The organism is Pseudomonas sp. B26(2017), assembly GCF_002113045.1.
In the GTDB taxonomy this organism is placed as follows: Bacteria; Pseudomonadota; Gammaproteobacteria; order Pseudomonadales; family Pseudomonadaceae; genus Aquipseudomonas.
Genome location: NZ_NEJJ01000001.1, coordinates 531,215 through 551,353 on the forward strand (window position 1 = coordinate 531,215; position 20,139 = coordinate 551,353).

Annotated in this window: 18 protein-coding genes; 16 read left to right on the forward strand and 2 right to left on the reverse strand. The window is 57.6% G+C overall.

From position 1 onward, the window contains the following. Positions 1-3: 3 nt before the first annotated feature. From CAF79_RS02190 to CAF79_RS02245, 12 genes are all read left to right on the forward strand, one after another. The gene (locus CAF79_RS02190) at positions 4-369 is read left to right on the forward strand and encodes a response regulator (protein WP_085696232.1); all 366 of its coding nucleotides are present in this window, start codon (positions 4-6) and stop codon (positions 367-369) included. Between the two features lie 95 nt (positions 370-464). Beyond that, on the forward strand, positions 465-1,754 hold the full coding sequence (locus CAF79_RS02195) for a glycosyltransferase (RefSeq protein ID WP_085696233.1): 1,290 nt from the start codon (positions 465-467) through the stop codon (positions 1,752-1,754). 150 nt (positions 1,755-1,904) lie between these two features. Continuing rightward, positions 1,905-2,750, forward strand: a complete 846-nt coding sequence (locus tag CAF79_RS02200; protein ID WP_085696234.1) for a phospholipase — start codon at positions 1,905-1,907, stop codon at positions 2,748-2,750. A 75-nt stretch (positions 2,751-2,825) separates the two neighbouring features. Further along, positions 2,826-3,731 (forward strand): AraC family transcriptional regulator, encoded by a 906-nt coding sequence (locus tag CAF79_RS02205; RefSeq protein WP_085696235.1) that lies wholly within the window; start codon positions 2,826-2,828, stop codon positions 3,729-3,731. Positions 3,732-3,957: 226 nt separating this feature from the next. Further along, positions 3,958-5,268, forward strand: a complete 1,311-nt coding sequence (locus CAF79_RS02210; protein ID WP_085696236.1) for a sugar ABC transporter substrate-binding protein — start codon at positions 3,958-3,960, stop codon at positions 5,266-5,268. 153 nt (positions 5,269-5,421) lie between these two features. Beyond that, complete coding sequence (locus tag CAF79_RS02215; RefSeq protein WP_085696464.1) at positions 5,422-6,348, forward strand: carbohydrate ABC transporter permease; 927 nt, start codon at positions 5,422-5,424, stop codon at positions 6,346-6,348. Positions 6,349-6,356: 8 nt separating this feature from the next. Further along, complete coding sequence (locus tag CAF79_RS02220; RefSeq protein WP_085696237.1) at positions 6,357-7,187, forward strand: carbohydrate ABC transporter permease; 831 nt, start codon at positions 6,357-6,359, stop codon at positions 7,185-7,187. Between the two features lie 23 nt (positions 7,188-7,210). Then, positions 7,211-8,314, forward strand: coding sequence for an ABC transporter ATP-binding protein (locus tag CAF79_RS02225; RefSeq protein ID WP_085696238.1), 1,104 nt, complete (start codon positions 7,211-7,213; stop codon positions 8,312-8,314). 16 nt (positions 8,315-8,330) lie between these two features. Then, positions 8,331-9,803, forward strand: coding sequence for a mannitol dehydrogenase family protein (locus tag CAF79_RS02230; RefSeq protein ID WP_085696239.1), 1,473 nt, complete (start codon positions 8,331-8,333; stop codon positions 9,801-9,803). 69 nt (positions 9,804-9,872) lie between these two features. Next, on the forward strand, positions 9,873-11,369 hold the full coding sequence (gene xylB, locus CAF79_RS02235) for a xylulokinase (protein ID WP_085696240.1): 1,497 nt from the start codon (positions 9,873-9,875) through the stop codon (positions 11,367-11,369). A gap of 13 nt (positions 11,370-11,382) precedes the next feature. Continuing rightward, positions 11,383-12,321 (forward strand): carbohydrate kinase, encoded by a 939-nt coding sequence (locus tag CAF79_RS02240; protein ID WP_085696241.1) that lies wholly within the window; start codon positions 11,383-11,385, stop codon positions 12,319-12,321. 44 nt (positions 12,322-12,365) lie between these two features. Then, positions 12,366-12,986: a hypothetical protein gene (locus CAF79_RS02245; RefSeq protein WP_085696242.1), complete on the forward strand. Its 621-nt coding sequence runs from the start codon at positions 12,366-12,368 to the stop codon at positions 12,984-12,986. Positions 12,987-13,122: 136 nt separating this feature from the next. Here CAF79_RS02245 and CAF79_RS02250 read toward each other — a convergent pair whose 3' ends face one another. After that, positions 13,123-14,424, reverse strand: a complete 1,302-nt coding sequence (locus CAF79_RS02250) for an OprD family porin (protein ID WP_085696243.1) — start codon at positions 14,422-14,424, stop codon at positions 13,123-13,125. A 361-nt stretch (positions 14,425-14,785) separates the two neighbouring features. Between CAF79_RS02250 and tssI the strand changes: the two genes are divergently transcribed. The 4 genes from tssI to CAF79_RS02270 all read left to right on the forward strand — a co-directional run bounded on the left by tssI (position 14,786) and on the right by CAF79_RS02270 (position 19,558). Continuing rightward, a complete protein-coding gene (tssI, locus tag CAF79_RS02255; protein WP_085696244.1) occupies positions 14,786-16,996 on the forward strand; it encodes a type VI secretion system tip protein VgrG in 2,211 nt (736 codons plus the stop codon). Beyond that, complete coding sequence (locus CAF79_RS02260; RefSeq protein WP_085696245.1) at positions 16,993-17,991, forward strand: DUF2515 family protein; 999 nt, start codon at positions 16,993-16,995, stop codon at positions 17,989-17,991. The genes tssI and CAF79_RS02260 overlap by 4 nt, the downstream gene beginning before the upstream one ends. A 62-nt stretch (positions 17,992-18,053) precedes the next feature. Beyond that, positions 18,054-18,866, forward strand: a complete 813-nt coding sequence (locus CAF79_RS02265; protein WP_256579220.1) for a hypothetical protein — start codon at positions 18,054-18,056, stop codon at positions 18,864-18,866. A gap of 53 nt (positions 18,867-18,919) precedes the next feature. Then, positions 18,920-19,558 (forward strand): DUF2931 family protein, encoded by a 639-nt coding sequence (locus CAF79_RS02270; protein ID WP_256579226.1) that lies wholly within the window; start codon positions 18,920-18,922, stop codon positions 19,556-19,558. A gap of 51 nt (positions 19,559-19,609) precedes the next feature. Here CAF79_RS02270 and CAF79_RS02275 read toward each other — a convergent pair whose 3' ends face one another. Continuing rightward, a complete protein-coding gene (locus tag CAF79_RS02275) occupies positions 19,610-19,906 on the reverse strand; it encodes a hypothetical protein (protein ID WP_085696248.1) in 297 nt (98 codons plus the stop codon). Between the last annotated feature and the right edge of the window lie 233 nt (positions 19,907-20,139).

Sequence of the window (20,139 nt, forward strand, 5' to 3'; positions counted from 1 at the left end):
ATTATGTCCAGCACCACGTCCACCATCCTTGTAGTAGAAGACGACGCCATCGTGCGCATGCTGATCGTCGATGTACTGGAGGAGTTGGAGTTCAAGGTTCTGGAAGCCGATGGCAGCGAACAGGCGCTGGAAATCCTCAAGGATGTGAATCAGCACATTGATCTGATGATGACCGACGTCGGTCTGCCGATCATGGATGGCCGTCAGCTGGCCACCGAAGCCCGCACAATTCGCCCGTCACTGCCGATTCTGTTTGCCAGCGGTTATGCCGAGACCATTGAAGTGCCGGCAGATATGCATGTGATCGGCAAACCGTTTTCGATCGATCAACTGCGCGACAAGGTGAAGAGCGTTCTGGGTCAACACTGACACAAACGGCTTTGCAGCGCGGATTCAACCTCAGGATATGTTCTAATCCGCGCGTTTTTTCTTCTTCTCTCTCGTTCTTCAGGAAATACCTTTTCATGAGTCAGCCCGCAACCAAAGTCCTCGTCATTGGTTACGTCTGGCCGGAACCCCGTTCCTCCGCAGCGAGCGGGCATGTGATGCAGATTCTCGAGACCTTCCTGCAACAGGGCTGGGACATTACTTTTGCCAGCCCCGCAGGCGTTGGCGAACATCCGGCCGATCTTGCCGAATTGGGCATTCGCACTGTTCCGATCGAATTGAACAACAGCAGCTTCGATGTCTTCGTCAGCGAGCTGGCGCCGGATATCGTGCTGTTCGACCAGTTCATGATCGAAGAACAATTCGGCTGGCGCGTGGAAAAACACTGCCCCAATGCTCTGCGCGTACTGGAAACATCGGACTTGCAGAGTTTGCGGCACGCTCGTCATCAACGTTTGAAGGATCGGCTGAAGAGCAGCGATGACGCTGACGACTTCCATGCACTGTTCGCACCTGCGCTGCGCGAAGAGTTCGAATTGATGGCTGACACCGATCTGGCCAAGCGCGAGATTGCCGCGCTCTACCGCTGTGATCTGAACCTTATGATCTCGCCGGTAGAAATCGAGTTGCTGGTGCAGCAGTTCAAATTGCCGCCCGAGTTGTTGCACTGGTGCCCGTTGATGGTCGAACCGGCCCGCGTTCCAGCAAAAACATTTGAAGAGCGCGCGAACTTCCTCAGTATCGGCAACTTCCGCCACGCGCCGAACTGGGATGCGGTTTTATGGATGAAATCAACCATCTGGCCGCTGATCCGCGCGCAACTCCCGAAAGCACAATTACACATCTACGGCGCCTATACGCCGCCCAAGGCAGCCGCTATGCACAACGCGGCGCAGGGTTTTCACATCATGAACTGGGCGGAAGATGCGTTGCAGGTCATGTCCGACGCGCGCATCTGCCTGGCACCCTTGCGTTTCGGCGCCGGCATCAAAGGCAAACTGATCGATGCCATGCTCTGCGGAACGCCGAGCGTCACTACGCCGATCGGCGCCGAAGGCATGCGCACCGACCAACCCTGGCCGGGTGCCATTTGTCGTACGGCGCAGGATCTGGCCAATGCCGCCGTTGAGCTCTATCGCGACGAGGTCCGTTGGCAAGCCGCTCAGTCTCAGGGGCAAGCACTGCTCAACGACGTTTACCCGCAAGCGATACATGGACCGGCATTGATCGAAAGGTTGCAGGAATGTCGCAAGAACCTTGTTCAACTAAGACGTCAAAACTTTATGGGCAGCATGTTGCGCCACCATTCGCACAAGAGCACGCAATATATGTCGCAGTGGATCGAAGCCAAAAACCAGAATAAATAATTCTCCGGACAACTAAAAAAACATTCGCCAACACGTTGAATCAAACTCCAAATGGTCAACTAAAAAGCCAGACATTATAAAGACCCTGCAAGTGCTGCCTTGACTGTCTCGCAACGCAGCACACTACTTCAATACATGCAGGATGCATTCATGAGTACTCATAACTGGATGGGATCGACTCCCGCCATTGATTCACTGTCGATATTTGAACTGTCATTACCGGGCACCCATAACGCCGGCAGTGACTGGAAAGCTTCCTATCCGGTTTTCGGCCCTCCGCGCCACTGGCTCGCCTGCCAGCATGACAGTTTTTTTGCCCAGCTGAATAACGGTTCCAGGGTACTCGACATTCGTCTGACTTATGACGCGAAGGCCAAAGAACTGGAAAAGTTCATCGCTCACCACAATGGATATCGAAATTCTAGAACCCTGAAAAATCTGGTAGTGGATGTCAAAGCGTTTCTTGAGAACAATCCGGATGAGTTCATTATTCTGGACTTTCACAGCCTCGATGGCGCCGATTTTGATTACGACTACTTCAATAAAATAATCATCCAATTTCTGGGGCAACGTCTTGTTCCCCGCCAGAATGCAACTCTGAGTCTTCGTGAACTCAAGCGAATCAGCCCCCAACAGCGCGTGTTTGCAGCGGCCAAGTCTCATTGGCAGCTGGAACACAATGCATTTCATGACGTCGTCAATCATCAATGGTCCGGTAGCGGCATTACCAATCCTGAAGAACTGAGGCAGTTCATTGACAGAGTTTTGCAAAGCCCTCCTGGTAGCTGGCGGCTCTGGTCTTTATCCGCCACCAGCTACACCGCCCTCGGCGGCCCCGTCGATATCCATGACAAGCTGAACGAATGGTTTGATCTGGATAAGAGCGACTGGGCGTTGAAGTGCAACATCATCAATGTCGACTTCATGGAAGAGTCGGACCTGGTGGAGTTCTGCCGGATCGCCAGCCTGAAGAAAGCCCGGCAACGGGGGCTTTGAGCTGCACTGGAAACTGGCGCATCCCGTGCACAAAGAGGCATGATCGCCAGGCGATAACAAAAAAAGCGCCCGATCATGACCCGAACAGCCCGCGTCACCGACCCCTCGTATGAATTGATGGATGACCACAACGGGTTGTCCATCATTTACCGCCAGCACGGCTTCCCTTGCCCGCTGGTGCGCTGGCACTTCCACAAGGAATACGAGTTGCATTTGATCGTCGCCAGTTCGGGCAAGGTGTTCATCGGCGACTACATCGGCAACTTCTACCCGCAGACGCTGTTCCTGACCGGCCCCAACCTGCCGCACAACTGGATCAGCCAGGTGGCCGAAGACGAAGTGGTCGAGAAGCGCGACATGCTGGTCAACTTCACCGATGAATTGTTCGAGAGCGGCCATCATGTGTTCGCCGAACTCAAGACCCTGGCACCGTTGCTGGAACGTGCGCAGTACGGCATCGAATTCCGCTCACCACAGACAATTCGTCAGGCCATGATCCTGATGCAACGCATCGCCGATTCAAACGGCATTACCCGTCTCGGGCACTTTTTCATCCTGATGGAGTTGCTCGCGGCCTGCGACGACTACCAGTTGTTGTCCGGCGCAACCACCCCGCAACTGGCCGACGAGCACAACATCGACCGCACCAACCGCGCGGTGGACTACATCTTCGCCCACTACGCCCGTGAACTGCCGCTGGAGGAAGTCGCCGAGCACCTGGGCATGAAACCCACCTACTTCAGTCGCGTGTTCAAGCAGGCGACCGGGCGCAATTTCATCGAATTCGTCAATCGCCTGCGCATCAGTAAATCCTGCGAGCTGCTGGCGGACGGCGACAAACCGGTGACCGAGGTGTGTTTCGAATCGGGCTTCAACAATATTTCCAACTTCAACCGGCGCTTTCAGCAGCTCAAAGGCATGACGCCTTCGCATTATCGCCGGCTGGTCGTACAGCGCCTGACCGAGCAAAACCACGGCTGACGCAGGAAAACCTGTACGGATTCATGGCTGCCGCCCTTCTGAAACGCCCTTCCCTGCGTTTATCGCGTCAATCCCGAGTGCAAAAAAGTATCGATTCAAGTGCTAGGGATGATTTGTCAGCCCTGCGTTAGAAGGCTGTAATCAGTGCACATTCTTCCCCTGCCGGAAGAACACAAAAACAATAACTGTCCTTCTGCCCCCGCCGGGCGCAGAAAAGGAGTGCACGATGCAACCCACTGCAAAAGCTCTGCTGGCCCTCACCTGCATGACCCTCAGCAGCGTCAGCCTTGGCGCCCAGACCCTGACCATCGCCACCGTCAACAACAGCGACATGATCCGCATGCAAAAGCTCTCGAAAACCTTCGAGACCGAGCATCCGGACATCAAGCTCAATTGGGTGGTGCTGGAAGAAAACGTCCTGCGCCAGCGCCTGACCACCGACATTGCCACCCAGGGCGGTCAGTTCGATGTGTTGACCATCGGCATGTACGAAGCTGCACTCTGGGGCGCCAAGGGCTGGCTGGAACCGATGAAGGATCTGCCGGCCAGCTACGCACTCGACGACGTGTTTCCGTCGGTGCGTGAAGGCCTGTCGGTCAAGGGTTCGCTGTACGCCTTGCCGTTCTACGCCGAAAGCTCGATCACCTATTACCGCACCGACCTGTTCAAGGACGCCGGCCTGACCATGCCGGAGCGTCCGACCTGGGAGCAGATCGCCGGCTTCGCCGAGAAACTCACCAAAAAGGACAAGGAACAATACGGCATCTGCCTGCGCGGCAAGGCCGGCTGGGGCGAGAACATGGCGCTGATCACCACCGTGGCCAACGCCTACGGCGCGCGCTGGTTCGATGAGCAGTGGAAACCGGAATTCAGCGGCCCGGAATGGAAGAACGCGCTGAACTTCTACGTCGACACCATGAAGAAGTCCGGCCCGCCGGGCGCCTCCAGCAACGGTTTCAACGAAAACCTCGCCCTGTTCAACAGCGGCAAGTGCGCGATCTGGGTCGATGCCAGCGTCGCCGGATCGTTTGTCACCGACAAGACCCAGAGCAAGGTCGCCGATCACGTCGGCTTCACCTACGCGCCGCATCAGGTCACCGACAAAGGCTCGGCGTGGCTGTACTCGTGGGCGCTGGCGATTCCGACCAGCTCCAAGGCCAAGGACGCCGCCAAGGAATTCAGCGCCTGGGCTACCTCCAGGGAGTACGGCGAACTGGTCGCCAAGACCGACGGCATTGCCAACGTACCGCCGGGCACTCGCGCCTCGACCTACAGCGAGGCCTACATGAGCGCCGCACCGTTTGCCAAGGTCACGCTGGAATCGCTGAAAGCCGCTGATCCGAGCAAACCGACCCTCAAGCCCGTGCCGTACATCGGCATTCAACTGGTGACCATCCCTGAATTCCAGGGCATCGGCACCCAGGTTGGCAAGCTGTTCTCGGCCGCGCTGATCGGCCAGACCTCGGTCGACCAGGCGCTGACCGCTGCGCAACAAACCACCGAACGCGAGATGAAGCGCGCGGGTTATCCGAAGTAACCCGTAAAGCTCGCTCCTGCCTCCTGTGGGAGCGAGCTTGCTCGCGAAAGCGGTGTTTCAGTGAAACATTTGTTGTCTGACACGACGCCTTCGCGAGCCAGCTCGCGCCCACCGGGGATCTCCATAGGTCTGTATGACTCGGTTGTGATCACCATGAATACTTCAACTGCCAAAGCCCACATCGACCTGTCGCAGCCCCGGCGCAAAAGCCGCGTGGCCAATCCCGGCTGGTTCCTGGTCAGCCCTTCGGTGGCCCTGTTGCTGCTGTGGATGATCGTGCCGCTGGGCATGACCGTCTATTTTTCGATGATCCGCTACAACCTGCTCGACCCCGGCGTAAACGAGTTCGTCGGGCTGGAAAACTTCACCTACTTCCTGACTGACTCAGGCTTCATGCCCGGCGCCACCAACACCCTGCTGCTGGTAGGCAGCGTGCTGCTGATCAGCGTGGTGTTCGGCGTGTTGATCAGTGCGTTGCTGGAGGCCAGTGAGTTCTTCGGTCGAGGCATCGTGCGGGTGATGCTGATTTCGCCGTTCTTCATCATGCCCACGGTCGGTGCGCTGATCTGGAAGAACCTGATTTTCCATCCGGTGTCCGGGATCCTCGCCTACATCTGGAAGCTGTTCGGCGCGCAACCGGTGGACTGGCTGGCCCACTACCCGCTGCTGTCGATCATCATCATTGTTTCGTGGCAATGGCTGCCCTTCGCGATCCTGATCCTGATGACCGCCATGCAGTCCCTCGACCAGGAACAGAAAGAAGCCGCCCGCCTCGACGGCGCCGGCCCGATCGCGATTTTCTGGCACCTGACTTTGCCGCACCTGGCACGGCCGATTGCCGTGGTCGTGATGATTGAAACCATCTTTCTGCTGTCAGTGTTCGCCGAAATCTTCACCACCACCAATGGCGGCCCCGGCTACGCCTCGACCAACCTCGCCTACCTGATCTACAACCAGGCGCTGGTGCAGTTCGACGTCGGCATGGCCTCGGCCGGCGGCCTGATCGCCGTGGTCATCGCCAACATCGCCGCGATCATTCTGGTGCGGATGATCGGCAAAAACCTGACTGACAAAGCCTGAGGCCTGCCATGACTCTTCAACAATCCCGCCGGCTGCAAAGCCTGCTGCTCGGCACGCTGGCCTGGGCCATCGCGATCATCATTTTCTTCCCGATCTTCTGGATGGTGCTGACCAGTTTCAAGACCGAAATCGACGCCTTCGCCACACCGCCGCAGTTCATCTTCACGCCGACGCTGGAGAACTATCTGCACATCAATGAGCGCAGCGAATACTTCAGCTTCGCCTTGAACTCGGTGGTGATTTCCTTCAGTGCCACGGCACTTTGCCTGCTGATCGCGGTGCCGGCAGCGTACTCGATGGCGTTCTACGAAACCCAGCGCACCAAGGGCACGCTGCTGTGGATGCTCTCCACCAAGATGTTGCCGCCGGTGGGCGTGCTGATGCCGATCTACCTGCTGGCCAAGAGTTTCGGCCTGCTCGACACGCGCATCGCGCTGATCGTGATCTACACGCTGATCAACCTGCCGATCGTGGTCTGGATGGTTTACACCTACTTCAAGGACATTCCCAAAGACATCCTCGAAGCCGCCCGCCTCGACGGCGCCACCCTCGCACAGGAAATGCTCCGCGTGCTGTTGCCGATCGCCAAGGGCGGCCTCGCGTCGACCGTGCTGCTGTCGCTGATCCTGTGCTGGAACGAGGCATTCTGGTCGCTGAACCTGACCTCGTCCAAAGCCGCGCCGCTGACCGCGCTGATCGCTTCCTACTCAAGCCCCGAAGGATTGTTCTGGGCCAAGTTGTCGGCCGTCTCGACCCTGGCCTGCGCGCCGATCCTGATCTTCGGCTGGATCAGCCAGAAACAACTGGTGCGCGGCCTGTCGTTCGGCGCCGTCAAATAAGAATTCGCAAGAGGAGCGCCACCATGGCCAACCTGAAAATCAAGAATCTGCAAAAAGGCTTCGAAGGTTTCTCCATCATCAAAGGCATCGACCTTGAGGTGAACGACAAGGAATTCGTGGTGTTCGTCGGCCCGTCGGGCTGCGGCAAATCCACCCTGCTGCGACTGATCGCCGGCCTCGAAGAAGTCAGTGGCGGCACGATCGAACTGGACGGGCGCGACATCACCGAAGTCAGCCCGGCCAAGCGCGATCTGGCGATGGTGTTCCAGACCTACGCGCTGTACCCGCACATGACCGTGAAGAAGAACATGTCGTTCGCCCTCGACCTGGCCGGTGTGCCGAAGGCCGAAGTCGAAAAGAAAGTCGGTGAAGCGGCGCGGATTCTCGAACTGGGTCCGATGCTGGAACGCAAGCCGAAACAGTTGTCCGGCGGTCAGCGTCAGCGCGTGGCCATCGGCCGGGCGATCGTGCGCAACCCGAAAATCTTCCTGTTCGACGAACCACTGTCCAACCTCGACGCCGCCCTGCGGGTGCAGATGCGCCTTGAACTGCTGCGCCTGCACAAGGATCTGAAAGCGACCATGATCTACGTGACCCACGATCAGGTCGAGGCCATGACCATGGCCGACAAGGTCGTGGTGCTCAACGGCGGCAAGATTGAACAGGTCGGTTCACCGCTGGAGCTGTACCACAACCCGGCCAATCTGTTCGTCGCCGGCTTCCTCGGCACGCCGAAAATGGGCTTCCTCAAAGGCCAGATCGCGCGGATCGATGGCGCGAGCTGCGAAGTTTCGCTGGACGCCGGCACTCGCATCACCCTGCCATTCAACGCGTCGAACCTGAGCGTCGGCAGCGCCGTGACCCTGGGCATTCGCCCGGAACATCTGGAACTGGCGCAACCGGGCGACTGCACCCTGCAAGTCACTGCCGACGTCAGCGAACGGCTGGGCAGCGACACCTTCTGCCACGTCAAGACCAACGCCGGCGAAGCCCTGACCATGCGCGTGCGCGGCGATCTGGCGAGCCGTTACGGCGAACAACTGAACCTGCACCTGGACGCTGCCCACTGCCACCTGTTCGATGCCGACGGCGTGGCGCTGACCCGCCCGCTGCGCGCGGCTGCCTGATTTCGAGACTGACCCGATGAAACTGAACAAGCAAAACCTCAACCGCCTCGCCGCCGAAGTGAAACTGCCGGCCTACAGCCTCAGCGACACCCGCCAGGGCATCGCCCACATTGGCGTCGGCGGTTTCCACCGCGCACATCAGGCGTATTACACCGACGCGCTGATGAACACCGGCGAAGCGCTGGACTGGGCCATTTGCGGCGTCGGCCTGCGCGCCGAAGACCGCCGCGCCCGCGACGACCTCAAGGAACAGGATTACCTGTTCACCCTGTTCGAACTCGGCGACAGCGACGACACCGAAGTCCGCGTCATCGGTGCGATCCGCGACATGCTGCTGGCCGAGGACAGCGCTCAGGCGCTGATCGAAAAACTCGCCGACCCGCAGATCCGTATCGTCTCGCTGACCATCACCGAGGGCGGCTACTGCATTGATGACAGCAACGGCGAGTTCATGGCGCACCTGCCGCAGATTCAGCACGACCTGACTTACCCGCAACAGCCGAAAACCGTGTTCGGTTTCCTCTGTGCCGCGCTGGCCAAGCGACGTGCGGCAGGCATTCCGGCGTTCACGGTGATGTCCTGCGATAACCTGCCGCACAACGGCGCCGTCACCCGCAAGGCGCTGCTGGCCTTCACCTCGCTGCTGGATCCGGACCTGCGTGACTGGATCGACGCCAACGTCAGCTTCCCCAACGCGATGGTCGACCGCATCACCCCCATGACCAGCACTGCGCATCGCCTGCAACTGGCGGACAAACACGCCGTCGACGACGCCTGGCCGGTGGTCTGCGAACCCTTCGTGCAATGGGTGCTGGAAGACAAATTCGTCAACGGCCGCCCGGCCTGGGAAAAGGTCGGCGTGCAATTCACCGACGATGTTTCGCCCTACGAAGAAATGAAGATCAAACTGCTCAACGGCAGCCATCTTGCACTGACTTATCTGGGCTTTTTGAAGGGTTACCGCTTCGTTCACGAAACCATGAACGACCCGCTGTTCGTGCGTTATATGCGCGCCTACATGGATCTGGACGTGACCCCGCAACTGGCGCCGGTGCCGGGCATCGACCTGACCGACTACAAGAACACGCTGGTGGCACGGTTCTCCAATCAGGCGATTGCCGATCAGTTGGAGCGGGTTTGTTCGGATGGTTCGTCGAAGTTTCCCAAGTTCACCATTCCAACGATCAATCGGTTGATTGCCGACGGACAGGAGACCAAACGGGCGGCGTTGGTGGTGGCGGCCTGGGCGCTGTACTTGAAGGGCGTGGACGAGAATGGCGACACTTACTCGATTCCGGATCCTCGGGCCGCGTTCTGTCAGGGGTTGGTGGCGGAGGATGCTTTGATCACTGAGCGGTTGTTGGGGGTTGAAGAAATCTTCGGTACCGCGATACCGCGCTCGAAGGAGTTTGTGGCGGCGTTCGAGTGGTGCCTGAACAGCTTGCGCGAAGAAGGCGTGACTCGCACCCTCGAACACCTGTTGACCTGATCGTTCCCACGTTCTGCGTGGGAATGCAGCCCGGGACGCTCCGCGTCCCTCGATCTGTGTGGAGCGCACATGACAACACAGCAACTGTTCCTCGGCATCGACTGCGGCACTCAAGGCACTAAGGCCATCATCCTCGACGCTATCAGCGGTCAGGTCCTCGGCCAAGGCGCCGCCGCCCACACGATGATCAGCGGCGCCAACGGCCGTCGCGAGCAAGACACCGCGCAATGGCTGGAGGCCTTCGCCCTCGCCACTCGCCGTGCCCTGCTGGCAGCGAAAGTGGACGGCCAGTCGATCCTCGGCATCGGCGTTTCCGGTCAGCAACACGGCCTGGTGCTGCTCGACGAGCAAGGCCAGGTCCTGCGTCCGGCCAAGCTCTGGTGCGACACCGAAACCACGCCTGAAAACGATCGCCTGCTGACTCACCTGGGTGGCGAACAAGGCTCGCTGGAGCGTCTCGGCGTGGTCATCGCGCCGGGCTACACCGTCTCCAAACTGTTGTGGACCAAGGAAAAGCATCCAGAGGTGTTTTCACGCATCGCTCGGATCCTGTTGCCCCACGACTACCTGAATTTCTGGCTCACCGGCCGTGCGTGCAGCGAATACGGTGACGCATCCGGTACCGGCTATTTCAACGTGCGCACCCGCCAGTGGGATTTGCAGCTGCTGCGTGACATCGATGCCAGCGGTCGCCTGCAATCCGCGCTGCCCGAGCTGATCGACGCCCATCAAGCAGTCGGCACGATCCTGCCCGCAATCGCCGAACAGTTGGGCATCAACCCCGATGCATTGGTGTCCAGCGGTGGTGGCGACAACATGATGGGCGCCATCGGCACCGGCAATATTCAACCGGGTGCGATCACCATGAGCCTCGGTTCTTCCGGCACGGTGTACGCCTACGCCGAAGCGCCAAAGGTCAGTCCGGACGCGTCGGTCGCGACCTTCTGCTCCTCCAGCGGTGGCTGGCTGCCGCTGATCTGCACCATGAACCTGACCAACGCCACCGGCGCGATCCGCGAACTGTTCAACCTCGATCTCGATGCCTTCAACGCTTTGGTGGCCCAGGCCCCGATCGGCGCTGACGGCGTGAGCATGTTGCCGTTCCTCAACGGCGAACGCGTGCCACCCCTTCCCCACGCCACTGGCAGTCTGCATGGGCTGACGATCGATAACCTGACGCAAGCCAATCTTTGCCGCGCGGCGGTCGAAGGCACCACCTTCGGCCTGCGTTATGGACTGGATCTGTTGCGCCAGAATGGTTTACAAAGCCGCAGCATTTGCCTGATCGGCGGCGGCTCGAAAAGTGCGGTGTGGCGCCAGATCGTCGCCGACATCATGAACACCCCGGTGATCTGCACCGAGCAGAGCGAGGCCGCTGCCCTGGGCGCGGCGATTCAGGCGGCGTGGTGCAAGTCGTGGTCGAACGGCCACGAAGACACCCTGGCCGACCTGTGCCAGCGCTGCGTGAAGCTCGACCTGAACAGTGAAACCCTGCCGGTTGCCGCGAATGTCGCGGCGTTCCAGCAGGCCTATGAACGCTATCGACTGCATGTCGCAACCTTATAAAGAGCAAACAACTATGTACCTGGTGTGTGGCGAAGCGCTGTTCGATTTCTTCAGCGATGACGATGCCGGCGGGCAGGCCTCAAAAGTCAATTTCAAGGCGATTGCCGGTGGCTCGCCGTTCAACGTGGCGGTGGGGTTGCGCCGGCTGGGCGTGGATTCGGCGCTGTTCGGCGGGTTGTCCACCGACTACCTCGGCCGGCGCTTGCAACAGGTGCTGCAGGATGAGGGCGTACGTCCGGACTATCTGGTGGATTTCGCTGCGCCGACCACATTGGCGATGGTCGCGGTGGGCGCCAATGGCTCGCCGCATTACAGCTTCCGTGGCGAAGGCTGCGCCGATCGCCAGTTGAGCCTGGCACACCTGCCAACGCTGGGCCCTGAGGTGCGCGGTTTGCACTTCGGTTCCTTCTCGCTGGTGGTGCAACCGATTGCCGATACCTTGCTTGCGCTGGTGCAGCGTGAAAGCGGCAAGCGCCTGATCAGCCTTGACCCGAACGTGCGCCTCAACCCGGAACCGAACATCGACCTGTGGCGCGAACGAATCGCTACGCTGGTGCCGTTGGCAGACTTGATCAAAGTCAGCGACGAAGACTTGAGCCTGCTGTACCCCGAGCAAGACCCGCAGCGCGTCATCGAAGGCTGGCTGCAGCATCGTTGTCAGGTGGTGTTCCTGACCCGTGGCGGTGAAGGTGCGACGGTGTTCAGCCGGGCCCACGGTTCATGGTCGGTGCCGGCGAACTCGGTGAAGATCGCCGATACCGTCGGCGCCGGCGATACCTTCCAGGCCGCGTTGATCACCTGGCTGACCGAGCATGAGCTGGATTCGGTGGAAGGCGTTCAGCACCTGAGCCGCGAACAGATCGACGGCATGCTCAGGTTTGCCGTACAGGCCGCCGCCCTTACATGCAGTAAAACGGGTCCGGATTTGCCTTATCGCCACCAGTTGAGCTGACCGCGTAGACTGGCGCCCTTTTTTGCACGACGGGATGACGGCTTTTGAATTCGGGGCGTACGGTTGGACTGTTGGTATTGGCGGCACTGCTGACCGGTTGCGGAACATCGCCACCGCGTTCGCCGGAAAACCTCTGCGAGATTTTCCGCGAAAAGAGTGACTGGTACGACGCGGCGCAAGTCACGCAAAAGCGCTGGGGCGTACCGATCCAGGTGCCGTTCGCGATCATGTATCAGGAGTCCGGCTACCGCTACGACGCCAAGACGCCGCGCAAATACCTGCTGTGGGTGATCCCGTGGGGCCGGGTTTCGACGGCCTCGGGCTATGCGCAGGCCAAGGATGAGGTCTGGTCCGATTACCAGAAAAGCACCGGCCGATATGGCGCCGATCGCGAAGACTTCGACGACGCCATCGACTTCGTCGGCTGGTACATGGACAAGACCACCTCGATCAACGGCGTGTACAAGTACGACGCCTACAACCAGTACCTCAACTACCACGAAGGCTGGGGCGGTTTTCGCCAGAAGACCTATGCCAGCAAGGCGTGGCTGATGCCGACTGCGCGCAAGGTGCAGAACCGCTCGGACATGTACGGTCAGCAATACGCCGCGTGCAAGGATGATCTGAATCGCGGGTTCTGGAGCCGGTTCTGGCATTGGCTATAGCGGTAGCCATGAAACCGCATTCGCGAGCAAGCTCGCTCCCACAGGGATTTAGAGTGACCACAATTTAGTGAGCACCCGGGAAACCTGTGGGAGCTTGCTCGCGATGGCGTCAGCTCAGACACCGCCGACCTATGGGTTACAACACCGAAAAGTTGTAACTCACAATCAACCGGGTCTCATCCACATCCCGGGCAAACTTCTCGTAGTTGGTACGGTAAGTCGCATTGCGCAAACGCAGGCTGACATCCTTGAACGTCCCGGTCTGAATCACATACTTCAACTCGCTGTCGCGTTCCCACTCTTTGCCTTCCTGATCGCTGCCCGGCACCTTGACGTGATCGCCGTTCACGTAACGGGTCAGGAAGCTCAGGCCGTTGATACCGATCGCCTTGAAGTCATAGTCATAACGCAGCTGCCATGAACGTTCCTGCGCGGCGGCGAAGTCGTTGACCTGCACGTAGTTCACCAGATACGGGTTGCTGCCATCCAGATATGGCATCGAGTTGTCGCCGTTCATGCGCTGCCAGCCGGCACTGAAGGTGTGGCCGCTGATGCCGTAGGACAGCATTGCGCTCAAGGCACGGTTGTCGATGGAGCCGGCCTTGGCATCACCGCTGTCGGCGCTCTTCAGCAAACGCAGATCGGCTTTCAGCACGCCGTCACCCAGCGGCTGATTGGCCAGCAGACCCACAAAGTGCTGGCGATAGATGTCTTCCAGCTCGGCGTAGTGATACTGCGCAGTCAGGCGATCGTTGATCTTGTAGTCGAAGCCGTACATGTCGAAATGATCGGCGGTGGTGTTGCAGGCATAGCGCTTGTTCTTGCAGTGCACGCGGATGTCTTGCGAATCGGTCGAATCCCGCGCGGTGTATTTGTCCAGACGCGCGGCCATGAAGGTCAGGTCCTTCACCTCCTTGGAGGTCAGCATTGCCCCGTTGAACATGGTCGGCAGCAGGCGACCGTCGTTGTACTTGAGCAGCGGCAGATCCGGCAGCAGCGCGCCGTACTTCAGCACGGTGTCCGAGACTTTCACCTTGGCGGTCAGGCCCATTTTTGCGTATTGGCCTTTCGAGCCGCGCGGGTTGTCGCCGCTGGAGGGCAGCAGGCCGCTGTTGCTGCGATCAGGGCTGGAATCGAGCTGGAAGCCCGCCATACCCAGCGCATCGATACCGAAACCGACAGTGCCTTCGGTGTAGCCCGATTGCAGATTGAGAATGAAGCCCTGCGCCGACTCTTCGCGCTTGGACGCGCCCTGATCATTGGAGGTGTGCCCATCACGGAAATCACGGTTGAAGTACACCGTGCGCGATTCGATCTTCGCCGTGGTGTCTTCGAAAAAACCGCTGGCCTGGACCTGCGCGGTAAAACCGGCGCACAGCACAAAGGCTCCGAAGCCAAGCGACTGGCGCGGGGTGATGAGGGGAAATGGGGGACGCATTGAAAACTCCAACAGGGCAACGATTGCGCAGAGGCGCAAACAACCGGAAATAGCTCCCGTCCCGGGTCGATAAAGAACCGGGAGGCAGTGAACACGCGGGGGTGAAGAGCAATGATGGCAGATGGCTTTGACGTGCTACAGGCGACTTTAGTCTGAAACTGACTGGCTGTTCCTGGACGCTGAGGTTGACGATTGCACGCAATCTCTCGCGCGCAAGTGCCTGTTTCATGGGGCGAAACAGCCGACCTAAGGGTTTTCCCTATGACTTCAGGCCTGTGCTTCTACGGCATTTGCGCCTTGAACGAGGCGGTTTAATCCTGCACCATCCGCCCACGCTAATCCAAAGGACGGAAATAAAGGCATGCTGGACGCCAATGCTACCCACATTACCCTCACGCTCGAAGGCGCCTCCGCCGACCTGCAAGTCCTCAGCTTTACCGGTCGCGAAGCCCTCAACGAACCGTTCCGTTTCGACCTCAAACTGGTCAGCGCCCGCCCCGACCTCAAACTCGAAGAACTCCTGCACAAGCCTGGCTGCCTGACCTTCGGCGCCACTGGCGAGGGCAAGATTCATGGTCTGGTGTACCGCATCGAGCAAGGTGATTCCGGCAAGACCCTGACCCGTTACAGCATCAGTCTGGTGCCGCAACTGGCCTACCTGCGGCACAACCATGACCAGCAGATCTTCCAGCAAATGACGGTGCCGAAGATCATTGCCCAGGTGCTGGAAGATCGCGGGATCCTGTCCGACGCCTACAGCTTCCAGCTCGGTGCCGAGTATCCGGAACGCGACTACTGCGTGCAGTACGACGAATCCGACCTGCATTTCATCCAGCGCCTGTGCGAAGAGGAAGGCATTCACTTCCACTTCCAGCACAGCAGCAGCGGCCACAAACTGGTGTTCGGCGACGACCAGACCGTGTTCCGCAAACTGAAACCGGTGAACTACCAGCAAGACTCCGGCATGACCGCCGACAAACCGGTCATCAAGCGCTTCAACCTGCGCCTGGAAACCCGCACCAGCCGCGTCAGCCTCCGCGATTACGATTTCGAAAAACCGAAGATCCTGCCCGAAGGTGCCGTCAAGTCCGCGTTCGCCCCGGACCTGGAGGACTACGACTACCCCGGCCGCTTCACCACGCGCGAGCGCGGCAAGTTCCTCTCGACCCGCGCCCTGGAACGCCATCGCAGCGACTACAAACTGGCTGAAGGCAAAAGTGACGAGCCGACCCTGACCACCGGCCACTTCCTGACCCTGGCCGAGCACCCGCGCGCCGAGTGGAACGATTTGTGGCTGCTGCTGGAAATCTTCCACGAAGGCAAGCAGCCGCAAGTGCTGGGCGAAAACGTCACCAGCGACGTCACCGACAACAAGAGCGATTTCCACCAGGGCTATCGCAACTCATTCGTGGCCACCCCGTGGGACGCCCACTACCGCCCTGCCCTCGAACACCCGAAACCGAAAGTCCTCGGCAGCCAGACCGCCATCGTCACCGGCCCCGCCGGCGAAGAAATCCACTGCGACCAGTACGGCCGCGTGAAAGTGCAATTCCACTGGGACCGTGAAGGTCAGGCCGACGACAAGACCACCTGCTGGCTACGCGTCGCCAGCGGCTGGGCCGGCGCAGCCTACGGCGGCATCGCCATCCCACGGATCGGCATGGAAGTGCTGGTGACCTTTCTCGAAGGCGACCCCGACCAGCCACTGGTGACCGGCTGCCTGTACCACAAGGAAAACGTCGTTCCCTACGACCTGCCGGCGAACAAGACCCGCAGCACCTTCAAGACCCTGAGTTCACCCGGCGGCAAGGGCTACAACGAATTTCGCATCGAAGACAAAAAAGGCGCGGAACAGATCTACATCCATGCCCAGCGCGACTGGGACGAGAACATTGAGCACGACCAGAAGATTCGCGTTGGCAATGAACGGCATGACACGGTCGAAGCCAATGTTTTAAGTGAATTCAAGGTTGAAGAGCACCGCATCACTCATCTGGATCGCAAGAGTGAAATGCGCGCCAACGATCACCTGACCGTGGGCGTGACCCAGCATGTGAAGGTCGGCACTGCGCAGTTCGTTGAAGCGGGCACGGAGATTCATTACCACGCCGGCGACAAGGTCGTGATCGAGGGTGGTATGGAACTGACGGCCAAGGCTGGCGGCAGTTTCGTCAAGGTTGATGCGGGTGGTGTGACCATCAGCGGTGCGGAAGTGAAGGCCAATACCGGTGGTGCGCCGGGTATGGGTTCTGGCGTTCAGATTTTGGCACCACTGATTCCGGTCATTGCCGACCAGTCTAGAGCCGGAAGCGTACTTAAAGCCAAAGTGATAGAGGAACGTTTTGACGAACAACTCAAGTTCGTGACTAAACTCGGAAAACCTGTCAAGTCCGTAAAGGCTGCACTGATTGTTCCCTCTGAAGCAACACCGCAAATATCGAAAAGTGATGCAGATGGACTTCACCCTCGAGTACAAACAGACGCTAAAGAAGCTGTGAAGGCTCACCTGATATGGGATGAGCTTTCTGTTCCATCTGGTGCGGATGACTATGAAGCGAGCCGAAACAAATGAGTGCGCAACCGATTACAACATTTACAACCAACGACAAAAAATGCTCTGTGCATGAAGTCGTGCTTGGTTGCGAAAAGTTATGGGCAATGGGACAAGAAGAAGCTATCCGACGCCTGAGCAAACGACGCACTGCAAACTCAGGAAAGTACGAGCTGATATCCGACTTTAGTGCGCGAGCCGCGAGAATTGCGGCTGCGTATGCCGGCTTCTATCTAGAATCCGGTGAAGATGGAAAGCCAGAACTAAAAGGCCGGTTTTACTGGATGGGTTTAGCAGCATTCGCAAGCAAGCAAGTTAAGTGCGGGCTGGACTTCATTCCAAACGATCCTTATCTCGCGCTTACCCCACCAATCGTACAGCCGCCCTTACGAATTGGTAAAAATTCGCTGGGGAAAGGAAATTTCTGGTTATTTCAGGATATTTTTGTTTGGCATTGGTTTTACGCAAAATACAAAGACCAATTTGATGAGTGCGCTCCGGAACGCAACGCTCGGAGTTGCGAAGGTCAGATAAAAACCAATATCGACAGTTTGCCTTGGGCAGATGACGCACTGCCAATATTGAAAAATCTGGCTGTAACCAGTGACATCATTAAAGGTTTTAAAGCCATCAAAGCAACCGAGGAACTTTCTTCGGGACCAGCAAGAAGAAACGCCCAGCTTACCTCTTTACTTGCTATTGCCGACCATGAGCAACGTCGCATCCTTCAACCTTTGATTTATGAAAGTACACCATTTAGAGCAACGCTGAAAATGCAAGCAGGTTTCGAATGGGCACCATTCGTACCGGTAAGGGTAGCTGCGTTGAGTACTGCTTGCGACGTTGAAAGTCCTGATCTCAGAGTGCAAATGTCGGAAGGCGATCTCTACGACGAAGCAGACCGAATGGAGTTTATTGGAGCCATTGCCAAGCAATACCATAAACTCATGGGGGAACGAGAAAGCTACATGGAAGGCCAAATCAAGACAATTTCCACTTGGTCAAATGCCAAATGAAGTATTTATGGATATTTCTTTATAGCTTACTACTAGCGGCTTGCAACAACGGTGAATCCAATATGACGAACACACCAAACAACATTGAAATAGAGCTGCGCGGCGAAATAGAAAAAACCATGCAAAATAGCCCCTTAGAGTTCTCTCAAGAATGCATGAGCGAGCTAGACCTCTGCTGGTACAAATTTAAAAAATCGGCAAATGAAAAAGAGCTGCCCTCCATCACCGTAAAAAATGAAAGCAGTTCACTTTCAATCGAAAAAGCAACAAGCATCACAATGGTGATAGACAAAAAGACAGGCAACACCATTGAAAACCTTGACATCACAGTGAGAGGCCTCCCTGACAACAGCCCGCATGAAAAACAAAAAGACTTTATTTATGACTTGCTAAAAAAAATACAGTCAGCTGGCTGGAGTCACTATTACTATCCAGGCGACCCTAGGATTTCCGGGTCTCAGATCAGAAAAATTCCGTCACCAGACAACGTATTGGGGCACTTGACTTCCAGTCATCCCTGGCTGGATCCGAATTACGAGCTGGACATTGATCGCTGGCTGAAAATTGAGTCATTCTACAATTGGTATTTCTACAATGACGGCGTCTATCTGACCTTTAAAGCTTGGCGCCGTGATTCCAAAGACACCCCGGACAAAACGGGTACCTATTTATTATCGATGGAGTTCCTTAGCGAGCGCGACTTCTGGTCTTCAGGCTTTACCAAAGATGAAGAAAAGGCAAGATGGAAAGAGCTGCTGCCTGCTCAATTGAAGCGTGACCATGAGGCGCGCATCGCTGCTGAAAACAATGCCCGTGCTGCAGGGATAGAAATCGATGAGAACTATAAAGATCCTGTTATAAAAGCAATTCAGTGAAATAGGCATATGCACTGACCAGCGAAAAGCGTGGTGAATTTTCTTTGAAACACCTGCGCCTACAAATCTTTGCTTCCTTCCTTGTGGCGTACTCGACTACTCATGGAGCTTCTCTGCCTTATGAGGCCTGGCGAGTGGGTTTCTCTGCACCCAACTATATGGAAGTGTGGATCGAAACAGCCGATGTAATCGATATTCAAGGACAGGTCTACCGTCGGGCCATGAGTGGTGTTGCTGCAATTCAGACTCCACCTCGTAACACAGGAAATCCAAAGGGTTGGCCGGTAAAACCCGCCTGGGGCAAGGGGAAATACCTCACAGGCGCAGACCTCCCCAAAAAAATCTACGTCCGATGGCAGTCCTTGGTTGAACCTCAAACCTATCAGATGGGCATAGACATCCCTGAGTCGGCCAGAGAAGTCATGCGAAAAGAGGAGAAAGCCTACTGCGCTGCCGATGGAAAATGGATTACAGGTTATCGAGAAGCTTTGGTCATCGGACTTGCTCCAGGTGGTGTTGCCAAACTCTGGGCCCTCGGCCCATGCCTGACGCCCGTTGAAATTACTCGCGTTCAAGCTGAGGTTGACCCACGTGGTCCTTACGAAGGAGGGTCCGGAGGGAAACATCGCCCACTTTCCCCAGTGTCGAAAGCCTACGTTGAAAAATTTGGCGTGCCATATGGCTCTTGGTAATTGAACAGGGAGGAGTCTCGTCCGACTCCTCCTCCATCCTGTACAGATACTTTAAACCGGAGCCTGCCAGTTCAACATTTTCTGCTGCGCAACCTGCAGCAAATCACTGCCATCCTGCGTCAGCAGGTACAGCGCATGGGTGATGTGGGGAATGTCCTGGACGTCGGCGTGTTTGAAGCACAGGCAGTGCAGGGTTTCGAGCAAGTCGCTGGCAGCGCGGATGCGTTGCACGGCGGCTTCGAAGAGGTCTTTCGGGTTGGCTTGGGTGTCGATGACCAGCGGTGCGCTGTCGGTGACGCCAGTGTTGAGCGGGAGATAGCGAGCGGAGCTTGGTTTCAGGATTGGCATTGTCATTACTCGATAGGCTTCAATGACCCGCCGACACCGTGACCAAACGATGGGAGGCGGACTGTATGCAAGGCTTGGTCAACTGAGAAACCCGATCAGCTCGCCCGAAGGCGCCCCTGCACACAGCCGCCACAGCAATGTACTCCGAAGACGTGAGTGTCCGCGGCGCGAATCATGGCACAGATGTGTCGAGTTTTTCAGGTGACCAAACCTAAGCCGCTGATTTTGCAGCG